At 48.4% G+C, this 18274-nt stretch carries 17 protein-coding genes; 4 read left to right on the plus strand and 13 right to left on the minus strand.

The window, feature by feature from the left end; all coding sequences use genetic code 11:
* Positions 1 to 143 precede the first annotated feature (143 nt).
* On the minus strand, positions 144 to 554 hold the full coding sequence (locus AC15IQ_RS00005; RefSeq protein WP_483176549.1) for a hypothetical protein: 411 nt from the start codon (positions 552 to 554) through the stop codon (positions 144 to 146).
* A 526-nt stretch (positions 555 to 1080) separates the two neighbouring features.
* On the opposite strand from AC15IQ_RS00005, the gene AC15IQ_RS00010 reads away from it, so the two are divergent.
* Positions 1081 to 2001, plus strand: coding sequence for a DUF932 domain-containing protein (locus AC15IQ_RS00010; protein ID WP_483176550.1), 921 nt, complete (start codon positions 1081 to 1083; stop codon positions 1999 to 2001).
* Between the two features lie 43 nt (positions 2002 to 2044).
* Here the strand turns inward: AC15IQ_RS00010 and AC15IQ_RS00015 are convergent, their stop codons facing one another.
* Positions 2045 to 4123 (minus strand): molybdopterin-containing oxidoreductase family protein, encoded by a 2079-nt coding sequence (locus AC15IQ_RS00015; protein ID WP_483176552.1) that lies wholly within the window; start codon positions 4121 to 4123, stop codon positions 2045 to 2047.
* A gap of 802 nt (positions 4124 to 4925) precedes the next feature.
* Here AC15IQ_RS00015 and AC15IQ_RS00020 point away from each other — a divergent pair.
* On the plus strand, positions 4926 to 5789 hold the full coding sequence (locus AC15IQ_RS00020; protein ID WP_483176553.1) for an AraC family transcriptional regulator: 864 nt from the start codon (positions 4926 to 4928) through the stop codon (positions 5787 to 5789).
* A 19-nt stretch (positions 5790 to 5808) separates the two neighbouring features.
* On the opposite strand, the gene AC15IQ_RS00025 is transcribed toward AC15IQ_RS00020, so the two are convergent.
* The 11 genes from AC15IQ_RS00025 to AC15IQ_RS00075 all read right to left on the minus strand — a co-directional run bounded on the left by AC15IQ_RS00025 (position 5809) and on the right by AC15IQ_RS00075 (position 16644).
* Positions 5809 to 7089: an MFS transporter gene (locus AC15IQ_RS00025; RefSeq protein ID WP_483176554.1), complete on the minus strand. Its 1281-nt coding sequence runs from the start codon at positions 7087 to 7089 to the stop codon at positions 5809 to 5811.
* A gap of 1130 nt (positions 7090 to 8219) precedes the next feature.
* Positions 8220 to 8894, minus strand: a complete 675-nt coding sequence (phoU, locus tag AC15IQ_RS00030) for a phosphate signaling complex protein PhoU (protein WP_483176555.1) — start codon at positions 8892 to 8894, stop codon at positions 8220 to 8222.
* Between the two features lie 36 nt (positions 8895 to 8930).
* Positions 8931 to 9695 (minus strand): phosphate ABC transporter ATP-binding protein PstB, encoded by a 765-nt coding sequence (gene pstB, locus AC15IQ_RS00035; RefSeq protein ID WP_483176556.1) that lies wholly within the window; start codon positions 9693 to 9695, stop codon positions 8931 to 8933.
* A 12-nt stretch (positions 9696 to 9707) separates the two neighbouring features.
* On the minus strand, positions 9708 to 10544 hold the full coding sequence (pstA, locus tag AC15IQ_RS00040; RefSeq protein ID WP_483176558.1) for a phosphate ABC transporter permease PstA: 837 nt from the start codon (positions 10542 to 10544) through the stop codon (positions 9708 to 9710).
* Positions 10531 to 11418 carry a phosphate ABC transporter permease subunit PstC gene (gene pstC, locus AC15IQ_RS00045; protein WP_483177707.1) on the minus strand — a complete coding sequence of 296 codons (888 nt, stop codon included), beginning with the start codon at positions 11416 to 11418 and terminating at the stop codon, positions 10531 to 10533. The genes pstA and pstC overlap by 14 nt, the downstream gene beginning before the upstream one ends.
* Before the next feature lie 94 nt (positions 11419 to 11512).
* On the minus strand, positions 11513 to 12370 hold the full coding sequence (locus AC15IQ_RS00050) for a phosphate ABC transporter substrate-binding protein (RefSeq protein ID WP_483176559.1): 858 nt from the start codon (positions 12368 to 12370) through the stop codon (positions 11513 to 11515).
* A 156-nt stretch (positions 12371 to 12526) separates the two neighbouring features.
* Positions 12527 to 14287 (minus strand): two-component system histidine kinase PnpS, encoded by a 1761-nt coding sequence (gene pnpS / locus AC15IQ_RS00055; RefSeq protein ID WP_483176560.1) that lies wholly within the window; start codon positions 14285 to 14287, stop codon positions 12527 to 12529.
* The gene (locus tag AC15IQ_RS00060) at positions 14280 to 14984 is read right to left on the minus strand and encodes a response regulator (RefSeq protein ID WP_483176561.1); all 705 of its coding nucleotides are present in this window, start codon (positions 14982 to 14984) and stop codon (positions 14280 to 14282) included. The genes pnpS and AC15IQ_RS00060 overlap by 8 nt, the downstream gene beginning before the upstream one ends.
* A gap of 26 nt (positions 14985 to 15010) precedes the next feature.
* Positions 15011 to 15499 (minus strand): MogA/MoaB family molybdenum cofactor biosynthesis protein, encoded by a 489-nt coding sequence (locus tag AC15IQ_RS00065; RefSeq protein ID WP_483177708.1) that lies wholly within the window; start codon positions 15497 to 15499, stop codon positions 15011 to 15013.
* 353 nt (positions 15500 to 15852) lie between these two features.
* Entirely contained in the window at positions 15853 to 16269 is a 417-nt protein-coding gene (locus AC15IQ_RS00070; RefSeq protein ID WP_483176562.1) for a molybdenum cofactor biosynthesis protein MoaE, read from the minus strand.
* A gap of 63 nt (positions 16270 to 16332) precedes the next feature.
* Positions 16333 to 16644 carry a zinc-ribbon domain containing protein gene (locus tag AC15IQ_RS00075; RefSeq protein WP_483176563.1) on the minus strand — a complete coding sequence of 104 codons (312 nt, stop codon included), beginning with the start codon at positions 16642 to 16644 and terminating at the stop codon, positions 16333 to 16335.
* 338 nt (positions 16645 to 16982) lie between these two features.
* Here AC15IQ_RS00075 and AC15IQ_RS00080 point away from each other — a divergent pair, with 338 nt between their 5' ends.
* The gene (locus tag AC15IQ_RS00080; RefSeq protein ID WP_483176564.1) at positions 16983 to 17636 is read left to right on the plus strand and encodes a DUF4489 domain-containing protein; all 654 of its coding nucleotides are present in this window, start codon (positions 16983 to 16985) and stop codon (positions 17634 to 17636) included.
* Between the two features lie 52 nt (positions 17637 to 17688).
* Entirely contained in the window at positions 17689 to 18264 is a 576-nt protein-coding gene (locus tag AC15IQ_RS00085) for a DUF4489 domain-containing protein (protein ID WP_483176565.1), read from the plus strand.
* The last annotated feature ends 10 nt before the right edge of the window (positions 18265 to 18274 follow it).

Here is an 18274-nt window from a genome sequence, read left to right on the forward strand (position 1 = left end):
CTTCTTTAGATGTAACTCTAATGTTTTCATGCTCTTCCAAGTCATCGAATGTCGCAGCCAATAATTTATCAAGTTTCCCCACTTTGACAGCAGGTCTTGTATCGACGCTCTTGAAATGCTTACGACTGATTCTGTTTTCCGTATCAAAACTGAAAATATAGTTCGTTGCAATATGATAGATTATATCGCTGGGTGCAAGCCCATACAGTTGCTTCTATGTGCTTTAATCGCTCATCGTTATCAGGTATCTTCTCTTTCATTACCGGGTTGTTGAACAGGCGTTTTACCAATTCTGTAATGTAAAGTCCGGACTTCATGAATAAATCAATAAAGGTCTTGTCGGGATCTTCAAATACATGCGGGTCTTCATCTTCGAGTTTCTGCACCATCATTATCTTTACAACCTGTTTTGGCGTGAATATCTGGTTGGTCTCCTGCGGCGGTATATAATTGAAGACATCCTCCTCATGGGATTCATCAAAATAATCCGCGAGTCTCTCGCGTATATTTAGGAATTCCCGTATCGCCTCATCGAAAACTATTTTGTTGAACAATCCCCCGCTATAATATTTACAGTTTTTCTCCTAGTGATATGGGTTTTGGCATCGGAACGCGGCCTGCATATATAGAGCCGGGCTGGAGACATTGCTCAGCATCATTACAGCTGTCCATTCGGGTATAGTCACGCCGGTGGTAAGCTGCCCAACGCTGATTGTTAATTGTGTACTCATTTTCGGCAATGGCCTTCCGCACACACAACAACAATCATGCAGAAGATAGCACTCATGATAGGCGCACCAAAAGCAACAAACCGCGCCGGATAGCGCGGTTTGTTGTATTGTCTCAATTTGGGCGCATTCATATTTGCGAAATTTATCTTACATTATCTTAAACACATCGCTCTTTGAGTCTTCCAATCAATGTCCTCCCATATTAGTTTTTCTTGTCAAGAACATCTGAATATCTGCCCAGTTCCTACTATTGATGACTTGATATAGATTGTAATTGTTTGATGTGACAAGAACGTGTCATTATGTAAGGTAATACTGGAGGCAAATATTTGGTAGGGGGAGTAAGGACATGGCTCATGAAGTGGAATCGATGTTCTATGTAAGGGAGGTCCCCTGGCACGGATTAGGGATCAATGTGGAGGTAGCCCCAGATAGCGCTGCCGCATTGAAGCTTTCGGGATTAGATTGGAACGTGCTGCGGAAGCCGGTGCAAGTCAATGGTAAAGACGTTGAAGATTATTTTGCTAATGTCCGCGATTTTGACGATAAGGTTCTGGGCATTGTGGGCAAAGACTACCGTATTGTTCAGAACCGGGAGGCCTTCGCTTTTACCGATATGCTGCTGGGCCAGGAAGGTATCCGCTATGAATCAGCCGGAAGCTTAAAGGGCGGCAAAAGGATTTGGATGCTGGCCCGAATGGATAGCCGGGAAATCCTGGGCGATGAAGTCGTTCCGTACCTGCTCTTTACAAACGGCCATGATGGCCGCCACGCGGTTAGGGTAGCTGTCACTCCGATAAGGGTGGTCTGCCAGAATACCCTCAATCTTGCTCTGCGAAAAGCTGAACGGTCTTGGGCTACGATTCATATCGGGCGGCTGGAAGATAAGCTGCAGGAAGCGTCTCGTACTCTTCGGCTCACAACACGGTATGTTTCTGAACTCGGCCAGGCCGCCGAGATGCTGCTTAAAACCAGGGTGAATGATGAGCGACTTGAGGAGTTGATCGAGATGGTATTACCCCTGCCTAAAGACGGCCGGCGTCATAATAGGGTGTATGAGCTGCGGCAGGAATTGCTTACCCGTTATCATAATGCACCCGACCTGGAACGGTTTCGGGGAACCGGCTGGGGATTTGTAAGCGCGGTCAGCGACCTGGTAGGACACAGCAATCCAAAACGTGAAACGCCCACTTTCAAAGAGAATAGGTTTTCCAGGGTAACCGGAGGAAGTGCTGAACTAGATCGGGCGGTTAGACTTCTGGCGGGATAGATTTAGAATGCGCTCATCCCGAGCGCATTCTAAAATACTCTGGTTACATTTTCGCTGTCACCCTGCAGGGAAGGTTTTTTAGGTTGGGAGTGCCGAATTCCCGTCCTAATTTGGCTATAGAGGTCAGGTTGTTAAAGTTGGATTTCTGCCAATCATACTGTGTATCGGGGCTGCCTTCCGGGAACCACCATCCCACAGCGGCACAGACCACCCCGGGCTGGACCCGGTCGGTAACATCAGCATGCTGCACAATCTGACCGTAAGGAGTTGATATTATAACTTCATCTCCGGCAGTTATACCGTACGCTGCAGCCGTTTCCGGATTTATCTCGACCATTGGCAGCGGGCTTTTTTGGCGTAATTTCTCCACCCAGCGGTATGAGGAAAGGAGATTATGGGGGTCTTTGGCGCTTATCAACAACAGCGGATAAGCAGTACACTCATCCTCGGGCAGCCCGGTGTAATCCGGCAGGGCTTTGACTTTGAACTTATCTGCCCGACTAAGCTTTAACTCCACTTTCGTGGTTGGTGTTTTAAATCCTTTCTGCTCATGCAGTTTGAAGCGGTCCGGGCCTTTGAGGTAGCCAAGTTCGCAAAACTCAGCGAAACTCAAACCAGACGGTTTCAACACATCTTCCAGGAATTCTTCATAGTTTTCATGCCAGAGTTCAGGCGGTGAAACGCGTTTGCCCAGTTCATTGAGGATTTTCATGTCCGGCCAGCAACCTTCGGGAGGGTCCACCACCTTAGGACGGGCAAAGATCATACCGTGCCCGAGGCCGTAATGGCCGATGTCATTGATTTCATATTGGTGGGCTACGGGTAGCACAATATCTGCCATGGCAGCGGTGGGGGTCATAAACAGGTCGGCTATGGCAATAAACTCCAGCCGGTTAAGAGCTGCATAGGTGGTCTGGCTGTCCGCCCAGATAAGCAGGGGATTAGTGCACATGCCATAGTACCCCTTAACCGGATAAGGGTTCTCAGTTAATATCGCCTGTCGGAAGTAGGCCGGTGGAACCGTCATCATACGGGGGATGGTGCCATGATGGGCTCCGATCATCGTCTTGGCTTTGTCGGGAATTAGATCAGCGCGAACGAATTGACCTAGTCCCATGATTTTGGGGTCATGGGCATTTATATTGCCTCCCGGGACCTCCAGATTGCCGGTGATGGCCATAAGGCAGGCCAGAGCCCGGGCAGAATCAAATACATGAAGATCGTGTTCGATTGCATTGCCCCATTGCAGGGCGGCCGGCTTGCTGCCAGCATAGAGGCGAGCCCCCTCCTTGATGAAATCAGCCTTAATGCCAGTGATAGCTTCTACCACCTCAGGGGTAAAGCGCTGCACATGGCTGCACAGATCTTCAAAACCAAAGGTGTAATTTTCCACAAAATCACCATCGTAGAGCAACTCAGTGATAATCACATGAATGAACCCCAAGGCCAGAGCGGCGTCAGTCCCCGGCTTAAGCTGCAGGTGTAAATCAGCCCGATCAGCCAGTCTGGTGCGGCGCGGATCGACCACTATCAGTTTGGCGCCGTTCTTGAGTTGCTGCAAGGTCAAGTTGGAAATCTGGCCTTCTTCATTGGTTTCTAAGACATTGCTGCCCCAGGCCATTATCAGGTTGGTGGGGTTGTGCAGGTCGGCCACCGGATAGAAGCCGCAGGTGTGCATACCGCTCACTTCGCGGGGGGCATGGCATACGTCCTGAGAAGCGACCACATTGGGGGAGTCAAACAAGTTGGCCAGGCGGATCAGGACGAAATGCTCCAATCCTTTGGGCATGCCTACCCCAAAGCCCACCGCGCGGGCTCCCCAGCGCTCTTTAATATCCAGCAAATTACCGGCGATCTCCTCTAAAGCCTCATCCCAGGTGATCTGCTGCCATCGGCCCGCGCCGCGTTGTCCAGCCCTTTTTAAAGGGTGGCCTAACCGGTCGGGATGGTTGAGCCGGTCAGCTGAAACGCGGCCTTTGTAACAGGTATAGCCTTTATTAAGATAACCGTCCAAATCACCTTTAATCTGAACAATGCGGTTGTCTTTCACCCCCACCTGCAGGGTGCAACCACCATGGTCCATCCGCCCGCAGTGAGTCCTGATCCATTTTATATCTGCCATGAAACCAGCTCCTCTAAATCTTCAATTATTTAGCACAACGCAATTCTTTGTTTTTCCCCCGATAACCCTAAGATGTTTCGCTAACTTAAGTTTGGTGTACTAAGCAAAATGCTACCGCAAATCAACCCATCTTAAAAGGTAATAACTGGTATGTTTAGTTACTGTTCCATTCTACCCGCCTAACCGATAGGTGACAAATCACGCAAATGTAGCGTCTCACTGCCTATCCGGGCATTAAAGCGGGTATTTCCCCTCATCTATGGCAGTCTACTAAATGATGTCGGATAAGCATCTTTATTAGACGCTGCCATTTGATGGCAACGCCTATTTCCAATACTCTCTAATTAATGACCCAGCCATCATAATCCAAGGAATTTTCTTTAATATGGCATAAATCCGTGAAGTCCGCAGCTTGCTAAAACGGGGCTGGCTGGAATGTCCTTATAGGCCTGGGAAAAAACTTGCACATAAGGAGACTGATCACGAAGCGGGAAATATACAACCATTACCGGTCGTGCCAATAAATACAGCGGAAATCGCGGTTCCAGCAGAGTTCTGGTGGAGGGCTCATACTGGCGTTATCGAAATGCAAAGCCTTGACCTCAATGTGCTGAAGCTTAAAATATTCCATAGCCGCATCAATATGGCTAGTTGGTAAACCGCCTGCTGAGGCGCGACGAAATCTGCAGATTCGGTTAGGTCTGCGGTTCTTTTTGATCAATCGATATATTTGCTGTTAAATAAGTCGAGCAGCTTTTAGGCAGCATTGGGTATTATGTGGATATGGGAAGGAGGCCGGTCATTGTTAAAGGAATTAAATCAGGTCATGGATTATATTGAAGCTCATTTGACCGATGATCTATCTCTGGAAGTAATTGCTGAATATGCCGGGGTTTCTGATTATCATTTTAGAAAGATATTTTTCTATCTTTCCGGGTTTACGCTCAGTGAGTATATCAAAGGCAGAAAACTAGCGGAAGCCAATAAGGATCTATTGAATGGAGAAAAGGTAACCGAGGTCGCTTTCAAATATGGTTATCAGTCAATAGACGGCTTTACCAGGGCATTTAAAAAATGGAGCGGGTTTTTGCCCTCAGATGCAACCAAAAAAGGCCTGAGCAAATCGTTTCCCAGGCTATGGTTCGCAATAACCGTTAAAGGAGGAGTTTCCATGGAATTTAGAATTGAAGACAAACCAGCTTTTAATCTGGTGGGTGTGAGCAAACGAGTTCCTATGCAGTTTGAAGGTGTTAACCAGGAGATTGTAAAGCTTGCCGAAAGCATAACCGCTGAACAAAGAGCAGCGATGCATGCCCTGCAAAATATGGAGCCTTATGAAGTTGTCAATGCCTCTTATGATGCTGACGCCAATTTCTTAAAAGAAGAAGGGGGTCTAACCCACCTGATCGGTGTTTTGACCACTGAAAATCAGGTCAGCGAGCTATTGGAAAAAGTGCCGGTCAAAGCCTGTACTTGGGCCATATTCCCCAATGAAGGACCATTTCCTTCCACTTTACAAAATACCATGGCCAGAATATATGCGGAATGGCTTCCTGCTTCCGATTACGAAGTAATCAATCTCCCCACCTTTTCATTTACTAAAATGAATGAAGATAAGAATAATTACGCTTATAGCGAGGTTTGGATTCCGGTGCAGAAGAAATAAACCAAAAAACAGCAGGGGGTTATTTTCCCCCTGCCTCTCCGCTGGCTGGCACCTGAGTATGAGCTGTTCCCAATGACTTCTTTCCGTCAGGTCGTTTGATGCTGAGGTTAAATCCCAGGGCCACAATGGAGAACACCAACAGCATTATAAAGGTTGAGGTGAAAGAGCCGGTTTTAGTCACAAATGAACCCGCCAGAGTGGCCACAAAGGATGTCGGAATCAAAAAGGTGTTAACAATACTGAAATTCAGGGGGAAGTTCTTGCTTCCGTAGAAGGAACTGATAACCACCGATGCGGTGGTAGGCACACATCCATAAGAAAAGCCGCAGAGGCACAGTCCGACTATCACCAATGGCACACTGCTGTAGAGGACCGCGGCCAGGGTCACTGCCGGGGCAGCAATAGTGATACCATTGGCGATCAACATGGTAGTGCGCCGCCCTAAGGAATCGAATAATGCTCCTGCCATGATCCGGCCCAGGCCATTGCAGACCGCCAGTACCCCTACCAGAGTTGTTGCCAGAGCTGCCGCTGCCCCAACTGACATGGATATGTCCCTGGCAGCGCTGATGACGGTGGTGCCAATAGCCGCAGTAAGAATGGAATAGAAATAGAATCTCCAGAATGTGGCGCCACTGGTCATTTCTGCGGCGGTATAATCCTGGGGTTTAAGGTCTTGGCCTTTAATAGATTTGTTTGTTGCTGCCTTAGGCAGCGGCAGATCAGCGGGAGCGAATTTGATAATCATGCCAGCGGTCACGAGAATGGCACCGATGGCAACAGCCAGCACCACGTAGGTGTTTCTCCAGCCAATCGATTCTATCAGGCTGCTGGCTATAGTGCCTAATAGCAGGGTGCTGGCACCGAATCCCATCATGAGTGCTCCGGAGCAGGTACCGGCTTTATCTGGGAACCAGGACATGGTTCCTGAAATAATGGCATTATAGGCCATTCCAACCCCGCATCCGGTCAATACACCGTAGCTCAGATAAAGGTCTGTGGTGCTGGCACCGCTCATGCGTGAAGTGAGAAAAAAGCCAAGAAAAGTCAGAATTCCACCAATGATGACCGGCACCTTCACACTAAATCTTTTGGTTACAACACCCGTGAGAATACCGCCCACACAGAAAAAACACATCATGATGGTGAAATTTAGGGCCAGGGCAGCCGGGGTCCAGTGGAATTCGGCGGCCAGAGGAGCTTTCAATATCGACCAGGCGTAGATAATTCCGGCAAATAACATAGTGATCACACCGACCACTAAATAAATCCATCTATTTACTGTTTTTGTTGCATCCAATTTCTTTCCCCCCGATTTGCAATCCTTAGTGAAGAGTGCTGCTTATTAAAAAAACCCCGAACCTGATTTGTCTATGTTTATCTCCACCTCCGCTAACAGCCCAATTATTAGCTGACCGTTAAACTCAGGTCCCCTGTGCTACTGCCCTCAGCACCTATAATATATCGATCAAGCCTTATATCGAGGATTGATAAATAGACATATATTGGGCACTCGAAACCTATGATCACATCCGGCTAAACCTTAAAGGCTCTATGGTATTTGATGTATCTTCTTTATATCTCAACACAGTTTCTATCCTACCAGCCCATATCTGAGCTGACAAGATGTATAACCTCTTCGCATCACAGATTTGCAGGAATCCCACCAATATGGGACGGCGATCTTAAGGTGGCCTTAGCTGCAACCCTACTTATAAAGGGATGTTTGGGGAATACCGCTTTTCACCCGATCCGCCTTTATCAACAAGCCACAGTGATGCACCATGCTCGCAGCGGGAGCTTCTCCAGTATAATTTGTACTGCAAGAACTTAACATATAAGGTCAAAAAAGCATGTTCTGGATTCAGCAGCAATTCCAGAAGCATGCTTTCAAGTAATTGATTTAGTTAGTCTGGCTACACTCCAAGAAAGCGCACCGCATAGTGCTCAAGCCGGTGGCAAGTACCGCATGGAGGCGTGCAGATTTCAAGCATGATTCCTGTACCAGGGCTTGACTCCTGTTTATTGTATCAAGGCCAATTTTCTTTCTGCATCATCTATAGATCGATCATGGGCAAACCGCAGGCGGTGAAGTACTCTTTTGCCAGTGTGAGTCCGTTCATATTTCCCAAGTTCCAGGGAATGGCCATCGCCTCTGATAAAAGGGCCGGCCTGATTTTAAGCCGGCATGGAGGGAAAATATTGATATTAAAAAATCGGCCCGGCCCGGGGAGGGTGGGGGGATTATCCTGTCCCGGGCCCGTTGCCAATGAGAGATAGGGACTTAATATGCATTAATATTGCAATATGTGTACCAATTTTAGCGAATTGGGAGAATGTCCGTGTAAACTTGAGGTTGCATAGACGGAAAGAAGTAGGCTGGGACGGTTACTCAGGACATCCTTTGCCCAGGTATTTTGAAATTAATAACTATGGATTGGACCGGGCCATGACATTAAGATCTACCCTTTTGCCTTCCACCATGTATATCACCATTTCACCTACATTAGTAGCGTGGTCTGCTATCCTCTCCAGGTGCCCGGCAGTGAGCAGCAAGGCGGTTGCCTGAGGAATATGGCCTTGATCACGCATCATATATCCCAAGAGTTCAGTGAAAACTTCATTGTATAGATACTCCACTTGCTTTTCCATGTTCACCAGGCTCATAGCCAAGTCAGAGTTACCATCTATAAAGGCTTTCATAGCGGTCATTACCATGTCCTGGGCAATTCCCGCCATCCTGGGTATATCGATGAGCGGCTTCATATAGGGCTGCTCATAAAGCTGAATGGCGATCTTGGCGATATCCTCAGCATGATCCCCCATGCGTTCCAGGTCCACGATGATGCGCAAGGCGGTGCCGATAAAGCGCAGGTCCTTGGCCATGGGTTGTTTTAGAGCAATCAAGTAGAGGCATTTCTTTTCTATATCTAATTCCTTTTGATCTATAATGTCGTCCCTGGAAATGACTTCCTGGGCTAATTCCAGGTTCTTTTCGGTCAAGGCGCGGTTGGCTAAGAGGATCTGCTCTTGCAAGAGGAGCCCCATCTTCAATATGTCTTCCTTCAATGACTGCAACTGGTTTTCCAATGATTCAATGGCCAAACGAATTACCTCCTCCATATATCTAATATATAATCATCAACCGAATCTGCCGGTGATATAATCTTCTGTCTGTCGGTTGGCCGGGTTGACGAACAGCTCACTGGTGGTGTTGAATTCGATCAAGGCGCCGCTCAAAAAAAATCCGGTATAATCTGAAACCCGGGCGGCTTGCTGCATATTGTGGGTGACGATTACAATGGTGTAGTTCTTCTTGAGCTCGCTAATCAATTCCTCCAGTTTGGCAGTTGATATGGGATCTAAGGCCGACGCAGGTTCGTCCATGAGAATGACCTCGGGGTCGACCGCCAGCACCCGGGCTATTACCAGGCGCTGTTGCTGCCCTCCTGACATGCGATTGGCGGGTGAATTCAATCGGCTGCCCATTTCATCCCAAAGATTGGCGGCCTTGAGGCTCTTTTCCACAATCTCATCCAAATGGCTGCGGTTCTTAATACCGTGTATTCTCGGTCCATAAGCCACGTTGTCATATATTGACATAGGAAATACGGAAGGCTTTTGAAAAACCATCCCTACTCGTTTCCTCAATCCGACCACATCAACCTCTTTGTCATAGATGGGGACTTCATCGAGATACACCTGACCTTTGATGGTAGTCCCTTCCACCAGATCATTCATTCGGTTTAGGGTGCGCAAGAATGTGGATTTTCCGCAGCCACTGGGTCCGATCAAGGCGGTAACGCGGTTGGCCGCAATGTTCATATCTATACCGCGCAGAGCCTGGTATTGCTGATAGAAAACTGCCAGGCCTTCACTTCTCATTTTCATTTTTTTAGGCTCCATCATGCTCCTCCTTCAGCGCACCGCCTGTGAAAATCTCTTTAAGCTTAGATTGGCCAGGTAATTGATAATCACGATGAGAATAACCAACAACAATGCAGTTCCAAAAGCCCTCTCGGCGGAGATACCTTCCATGGCCATCAGGTATAGATGCACTGCCATGGTGCGGGCCGGATCACTGGGGGCTATAGGCATTCCCAGGGAACTGCCCGCAGTGAGAATGATGGCCGCTGTTTCTCCTACCGCTCTGCCGATGGATAAGATAATCCCGGTTACGATTCCCGGCAAGGCCGATGGCAAAATCACCCTGCTCACCGTCTGCCAGCGGCTGGCCCCCAGAGCCAGGCTGTTTTCCCGGTACTCATGGGCAACCGCCAGAATGGCTTCCTGGGCGGTGCGGGTGATTGTTGGCAAAATCATGATCGCCAAGGTCAGGCTCCCCGACAGGATCGACCATCCCAGGTCCAGGAAGACCACGAAAAATACAAAACCGAACAGGCCGAAAACTATTGAAGGTATCCCGGCTAGAGTTTCAGCGATCAGGTTGACCAGTCTGCCAAATCGGCTCTGGCTATGGGCATATTCCTGTAAATAAATGGCGCTGCCCACCCCTACCGGCACGGCTATCAACAAAGACATCAAGGTCAAATATACCGTGCTGACAATGGTGGTGGAAATACCCCCGGCCCGCCCCGCTCTGCTGGGCGGCTGTAAAATAAAATCCAGGCTGATAGCAGATATGCCCTTTACGGCAATATAAGCTATGATGCTGGCTAAGATTAGGACTATAAACAGACCTGCCGACCAGAAGGCCGCCGTTATCATACGATCATACCATTTATTTTTTGCCATTTATTCCACCTGCCTTAGCGACTCGATTGACTACCAGATTTAAAGCCACTATAAATACAAACAGTACCATGCCGGTAGAGAATAGGGCCCCTTGATGATCTCCACTGGCATACCCCATTTCCAAAACAATGTTGCTGGTCATGGTTCTGACCGGAGCCAGTATACTATTCGGGGCAACGGGCGCATTCCCTGTCACCATTACCACTGCCATAGTTTCCCCTATGGCCCGGCCCATCCCTAAGACTATAGCTGTAATAATCCCAGAACGGGCTGCCGGTATGATTACCCGGGCTATGGTCTGGTGATGGGAAGCACCCAGGGCCAGTGAGCCCTCAGCATATTCTTTTGGTACCGCCAGTATGGCATCACGGGAGATATTAATAACCGTCGGCAAAATCATAACCCCCAGAACTATGGCCCCGGCTAAAACGCTGAGTCCGTTCCCGCCCAGATGCTGGCGTATAAATGGAACCACTACCAGCAGACCCACGAAGCCATATACCACTGAGGGTATTCCCGCCAGCAACTCCACCAGACTGCCCAACATCCTGCCTATGTGGCCTGGGGCGATTTCCGCCATAAATACCGCAGTCGCTATTCCTAATGGCACTGCCCATACCATGGCCGACACGGTCACCGCTATTGAACCCAAGACCATGGCACCTATCCCAAAAATGCCTCTGGTAGGCCGCCAATCGGTATCGAAAATAAAATCCTGCCAGCCCACCTGCAGGAATACTGGCAGCCCTTTGCTGAAAATAAAAATGGTGATAACAGCAATTACCATAACGAATAGGCCAGCGCTGAAGGCCAGAGTCTTTTCGATAAAGCTTTCTTTATGGGACCGTCTTTTTTTTGCTGGACCCCTTTTCATGTTTTCTCCCTTACTCGCCCCGGTGCCAGCTCTGGCACCGGGGATGATCGCCATTCCACCTGATGTTGGGAATAAAATGCTTTCTCTCATCTTATTACTTCACGCTGACGGCACCCTCTTCGACTATCAGCTGTTGACCCTCAGGGCTTAATATGAAATCGATGAATGCTTTGCTGAGTCCAGTCGGTTCGCCTTTGGTAACATAGATGAAGGGCCGCTGCAGTTTATAACTGCCATTTTTGACGTTGGCCTCGGTAGCTTCAGTCCCATCTATGGGCAGTGCTTTAACCTCCTGGTTGAGGCTGGATAAGGATACATATCCTATGGCATTCTTGTCACCAGCCACGGTAGTTCTGACCGCACCGGTAGAGTTTTGCACAATAGCTGTCTTGATAGTATCCTTCTTATTCATGACTAAAGTGGTGAAGGCCTCTCTGGTGCCGGATCCATCTTCACGGGAGACCACGGTGATGGGGCCATCGGGTCCGCCCAACTGATTCCAGTTCTTGATGTTGCCCAGGTAGATATTCATCACATCCTCAGTTTTGACTGAGGCGATCGGGTTGCTGGGGTGAACTACTACTGCGATACCATCCAGGGCGATGGTGGTATCAACCACACCCTTACTCTTTTCTTCACTGCTTACAGTCCGTGAAACTGCCCCTATCTGGGCGGTTCCTGACACGGCAGCCTCGACCCCTACACTAGAACCTCCGCCTTGGACATTAATCTGCGTTCCCTTATGAGCGGCCATGAACTCCTCGGCTAAGACCTCACTGAAAGGCTGCACTGAGGTTGATCCCGCCACGGTCAGAGAACCGCTTAGAGCGGCACCATCCTTGGGGGCGGCACTGGGGTCTGTCTGGCCGCAGCCGGCCATCAGCAATACCGCTGAAAGTAACATTCCTACCATGAGAATACTACTGTGCTTTCTAACCGTGTATAAATCCATGCTTGCTTTCCTCCTTATCAATCACTGTTAAGTATTCATCACCTATAGAATAGGCGTTCAATGTAAAGGATAATCGCAAGCTGTTTTGCAATTGGGTAAATCCTATGTAAATTTTGTGTAAATGTGGGTTGGTATTATTGAGGCGGATCGGTTTGATTATTTGAAGAAGGTGACCGAAAAAGTAGAGCCGATACCCAAGGTACTGTCTGCACTCACCTGTGCCTTTAATACTTCCGCCAGGTGTTTGACAATGGCCAAGCCCAAGCCGGTGCCCCCGGTTTTGCGGGAGCGAGCCTTATCCACCCGATAAAAGCGTTCAAAAATCCGTGGTAATTCGGATACCGGTATACCTGGGCCATGATCTTTAACCCTGACAATGGCCCGGTCAGGTTGATCTTCCAGTTTAACTTCGATGCTGCTTCCCTGGTGGCTATATTTGATGGCATTGTCCAAAAGGTTGGTTATAATCTGCTCGATAGACTCAGCGTCACTACATATCTCAACAGCTCTTGGCAGTTCAGGATAGTGAATACTCACACCTTTTTGCCCCGCTAAAATAGCCATCCTGCTTACCGTTGTGGCTATAATATGATTGAGATCAATCTTCTGCAGATTGAGGTTTACCGTGTCTGCCTCCAACCTGGACAAGGTCAATAATTCATTTATTAAAGTGCTCAGACGCTGAGCTTCATCGTAAATTATGCGCGAGAATTCAGCCACATTGGCAGGATTCCGGCCTTCCTCATCCCATAGCGTTTCGGCAAATCCGCTGATGGTGGCTACCGGGGTTTTCAGTTCATGGGATACATTGGCCACGAAATCCCGGCGCACCTGTTCCAGGCGCTTCATTTCAGATATATCATTGAAGACCAGCAGGATATCTTGACTGGTCTCGCCCTCGTATATCACCGGTACCACATTGACTTCCACGGTACGATCTCCACGGGTGTGAAGGACGATGCTCTGCTTATTCTGCTTTCGACTCTGCCTAACCTCATCAACCATCTGCAGAATTTCAAAAGCAGTGAGGGTCTCAGTATAATTGCGGCCAATAGAATCAGCCTCTAACCCCAGAAGCAAGACTGCAGCAGGGTTGGCATATATTAAGCGACCCTCCCGCCCGATCAACAGGATACCGTTTACTGTGTTGCTGAGAATCGCCTCCAGGCGATCTTTGACCTCTGAGATCTGTTGCAGGTTCTGTTCTATATGCTGCCCCATGTCGTTAAAGCTAGCGGCTAGTATTCCCAGTTCATCTTCGCTATGCATAGAAATGCGCCGATTATAATTACCCCTTGCCATTTCCTGTACGGCCGAAGTTATCTCCCGGATAGGCCGGGAAAAATAAGGGATAAGCACGAAACTCAATAAGAATGCCAAGCAGCCACATCCTAAGGCCACCATCAAAATCCCCATAAGTGCGTGGTCATAGATGGTCTGCAAATCAGACAACGGCATTGCCATGCGTACCACGCCGCTACTCTCCTGGTTTGAGAAAGGCACCGCCACATAGAGCATATCCATCTTAAGGGTATCACTGTAGCGGATCTCCACCCCGGTTTTGCCTTGCAGGGCGGCGTAGACTTCGGGACGGGTGCTGTGGTTATCCAATTGTTGGGGAGATACCTCAGAATCGCCCCATACCATCCCTTGAGAGTTGATTATCGTCACTCGGGTGGAAGCGTCCCGGGCAGCGCTCACACATATATCCTGATAGCTGCGCACCAAGCCGTTATCCTGTGTGCGGTACCAGCACATGTCAGCCACCAGATAGGCTTCTTTGACCAATCTGGCTTCAAGGCTTTGCAGATAATAATTCTTGAACTGGTAATAACCCAGTGCTGTCAATAAGCCCAAAAAGATGAGAATGGTAAGCAGGAAAGCGGTAAATAATTTATAGTGATAACTCTTATTCATTCCCGTCTTCCTCAAACTTGTAGCCCACTCCGCGTACGGTTTTGATCAATGCGGGCTGACTGCTGTCGGCTTCAATCTTGTCGCGCAGTTTGCTGACGTGAACATCCAGAACCCGTGTGGAAACTCCTGCCGGTGAATCCCATAAAACTTGCAGCAGGTAGTCCCGCTTCATCACCTTGCCCCGGTTTCTGAGTAATAGTGAGAACAGTTCGTATTCCTTCAATGTCAGCTGCAAAAGCTGACCATGGCGGTAAATCTCGTATTGTTGAGGCCTGATTTCAAAGCTGCCGACCTTGACACAGTCTGATAGCGATTGAGCTTCCGCTTTTATGCCTTTGCGGCGCAAAACCGCCTTGACTCGGGCTGTCAATTCCCTCACGCTAAAGGGTTTGGTTACATAATCGTCAGCCCCAAGCTCCAATCCCAGAACCCGATCAATTTCTTCATCCCTGGCCGTAAGCATTATTATCGGTATTGGTAAGCCAGCAGCGCGCATTTCCCGACAGATCTCCAGCCCGTCTTTACCGGGCAGCATCAAATCAAGGATAATAAGGTCAGGCTGCTCGTGATAGATAAGTTGGCAGGCATGCAGTCCATCGTAAGCGTATACAGTTTCAAAGCCAGCTTTGTTCAAATTGTATGTAATTAGCCTGACCAGGCTGTCTTCATCATCAACCACTAAGATTTTACCTGACAAAGTTCTGCTCCAATTTGTTTAGTTTTCTACTCCTGTCCGCACTCTGAGGAGTCGCCCTTCAAGGTGTCCAATCCATGAGGCAAGACCGGCAGAACGGCTTCCAGGGATTCCCTCACCCCTTTGACACTTCCGGGCATATTGATTATCAAAGTCTTGCCCCTAATGCCAGCCACACCGCGGCTGAGCATGGCTTTGGGTGTCTTCTCCATGCCGATGGCGCGGATAGCTTCAGAAATGCCGGGAACTGGTTTCTCGATCACTTCCATAGTGGCTTCAGGAGTCACATCGCGGGGGGCAAACCCGGTTCCTCCAGAAGTCAAGACCAAATCCAGCCTCATCTCATCACACAACATTTGCAAACGCTCTCCAATAATAGTTTTTTCGTCGGGGATCATAGCATAATATTCCACTGAGAACTGATTTCCCAGCATGGTCTCGATCTGTTTGCCGCTTTTGTCTTCGCGTTCTCCCCGGCTGCCTTTGTCACTCATTATCAGAATGCCGGTCTTATAGATCATATCGATTCCACCTCGCCTTTATCAATAGCATACCGCTCTTACGCGTTTCTGACTATCTGTCCGCATCTTGCGCCGCTCTAATTCAGAAGCTTGCATCATAGAGGACCATCCAGTGGTCGATGGCCTTGCACTTATCGTAGTTATGAGGGCGGTGCTGACGTTCCTCCCAGCTTACATCTCCACTACGTTTTTACCGCTGTTCTTGGGTTACCCGGAATATTATAGTGCATTCCAGGCCTAAAAGTAATCCAGAGCCGCTCAGTAACCACCTCCGCTCTGATACCTCTTAGGCCGGTTGTCCTGGCCCACCTGCCATCATATGAAGCTTTTACGGTTTATCAAGATAACCTTTACAATGACTGCTTATTCTCAATCTCAGTGACACATTCGTTTTTGATTTTGCCGACCAGAAATTGCAAGGCCTCGATAACATGGGGCCTGATATCGCCACCAATCAGAACATACATTATGTCGTCGCCGACCTCAAGATGGCCTTCATTAAGCCATACCTTTACGAAGAAGATACCTTCCATGGCATAGGTTTCAGCAATCACCACCTCAACCTGGGCTGCATCGTAGGTAAATTCCATTCCCAATACAACGGAACCATCATCCATTCCTTGGCGCACCTGGGCTTTGGGCGTCTCCCGCACCACCCCGTTATGGACTAAAAACATTCCCGCCTGGGCTGCCTTGGGATGCGCTTTGGCTTCTTTCAACCATTCATCAACAGATGGTCTTGCCTTTTTGCTGTTTTGATTCACCATGCTTAACACTCCTCCCAGAAAAAAGCTCCCCGGAGAGTTCCGGGGAGCTTGCAGTAGTTCGGCTTACCAGCTATTTCTGCGCGGTGCCGGTTTGTAGCAGTCTCTGCAATAAACCGGTCTGTCTCCGCTGGGCTTGAACGGTAAGGTAGTGTCTTTGCCGCAGGTGGCGCATACTGCAGCGTACATCTGGCGGTCTGACTGACCATATCCGCCGCCACGGTTTCCACCCATCTGGGACTTGCGGGCAGCACGACATTCGGGACACCGGCCGGGCTCATTGGTGAACCCTTTCTGTGCGTAGAATTCCTGCTCGGAAGCAGTGAAGTCAAAATCACGACCACAATCCTTACAGTTCAGAGTTTTGTCAGAATACATTAAAAAAAACCTCCTTGATTTGTTGCCCTACCAAGGGAAGCGCCTATCATCTGTTACTCCCCTAAGTTGAAGCAATCGAGAAGGTTCGTTCATCCGCATGGGTATAGGGCTAAAATCAGTTTAACTGATTATTCCAAGATAATCAAATACTTGTCGTATATTATTTTTACAAATTATTTAATAATTATTCAAAAATCCTTATGACAGTTTTATACACCATGCTATCTCGGTAACAACTCGGTGTAATTATGAATACATTAACGGTAGAACTGGCAGATTCATGTTTTATTCCAAAAAAGTGTATACAAATCCAATCTTTAAGTTAGGAGGTAATATTAGTGGCTGAATTCAAAACGCCGCGTCATGCTATCCCCTGTTCCGCTGATCCTGAATACACCCAATCGGTTAAAGATCATGAAGATTTCTGCTGCCCTCCAGAACCGAGGCCTAATCCAAAGCCCCAGCGGCACCATAAAAATAAGATCAAGTTTGCTTGCGGGAATGGCTCCGGCCTGTCTCTGCCAGTGTTTGGCGGGGTATTATTATCTGCAACACCAGGTGCACCGTGCAGTTTCCCGTCCCTGATAGCAGGCAGCGTAAGTCTGGATACGTCTAAATTGGTTGATCCAACTGTAAAGATCGACTTTTCCAGTATTGTAAATTTTATCATCGACATTAGTGCTTACCAAGCAGGGGTTTTGATTTCCATCGATTTCCACCTTATCAAAATCTGCGATGGCAACAAAGTGCCACTCGGTACCTGGACTTATCATAAGTCGATCAACGCGGGCGGAGGTCTTCCAGGGGTGCAGTCGAACGGTGGCTTCGGGATTGAAGTCGATTTTAGGGAGCCTTTTAATTTCTCGTGGTGTGAATGTCAAGAATGCCCGGGCTGCTGCACTTATGTAGTCGAGATCAGCAATGTGAATTCATTTGGTATCGCCTCGGCCTCACTGACCAATGTCAGCATCAGCGCCCTGGCTGTAGGTTAAGCTCCCCGCCTATTTCCTAGAATTTAATTAATATTGGGAGGTAGATACAATTATGTCCAAATTTAAAGTCTCACATGAAAAAGACCATCATGATAAACACCCGGTCAAACAAGAAGTAGTACTCTCCTGTGGCACCGGCTCTGGAGTGGCCTTACCCTCCAATTCGGGTGTACCTGTATTGATTGGCGCCCCTCAGTCCGAACTGGTAGTGGGAATCGTTACCCTGGATACCAGGGATATGGAAAAACCATCCGTGAAAATTGACTTCTCCAGTGTGGTCAATTTTTTGGCTGAAGTCAACCTGGGCGGGGTCTTTATTTCTCTTCTGTTCACCCTCAAAAAGATTTGCGATGGCGATAAAATCCCGCTCGGCACCTGGACTTATCAAAAGGCAGTGTCTTTTGGATTCATACAAGGGGCTGTAGAGGATGGCGTACAAGTGAACACCCAGGTCAATGGCGGCGTTGAGATTGATTTCCGCGAAAGCTTTGGGTTCACCTGGTGCGAATGCCAGGACTGCCCGGACTGCTGCACCTATATTGTAGAGGTGGCCGATTTCCAAACCTATAACGTGCAATGTGCCTCCATTACCAATGTCAGCCTCAGTGCACTGGCGGTAAGTTGTTAAATTTTGCTTT

This window comes from Syntrophomonas sp. DTU019, from assembly GCA_913757435.1.
Lineage (GTDB): Bacteria > Bacillota > Syntrophomonadia > Syntrophomonadales > Syntrophomonadaceae > DTU019.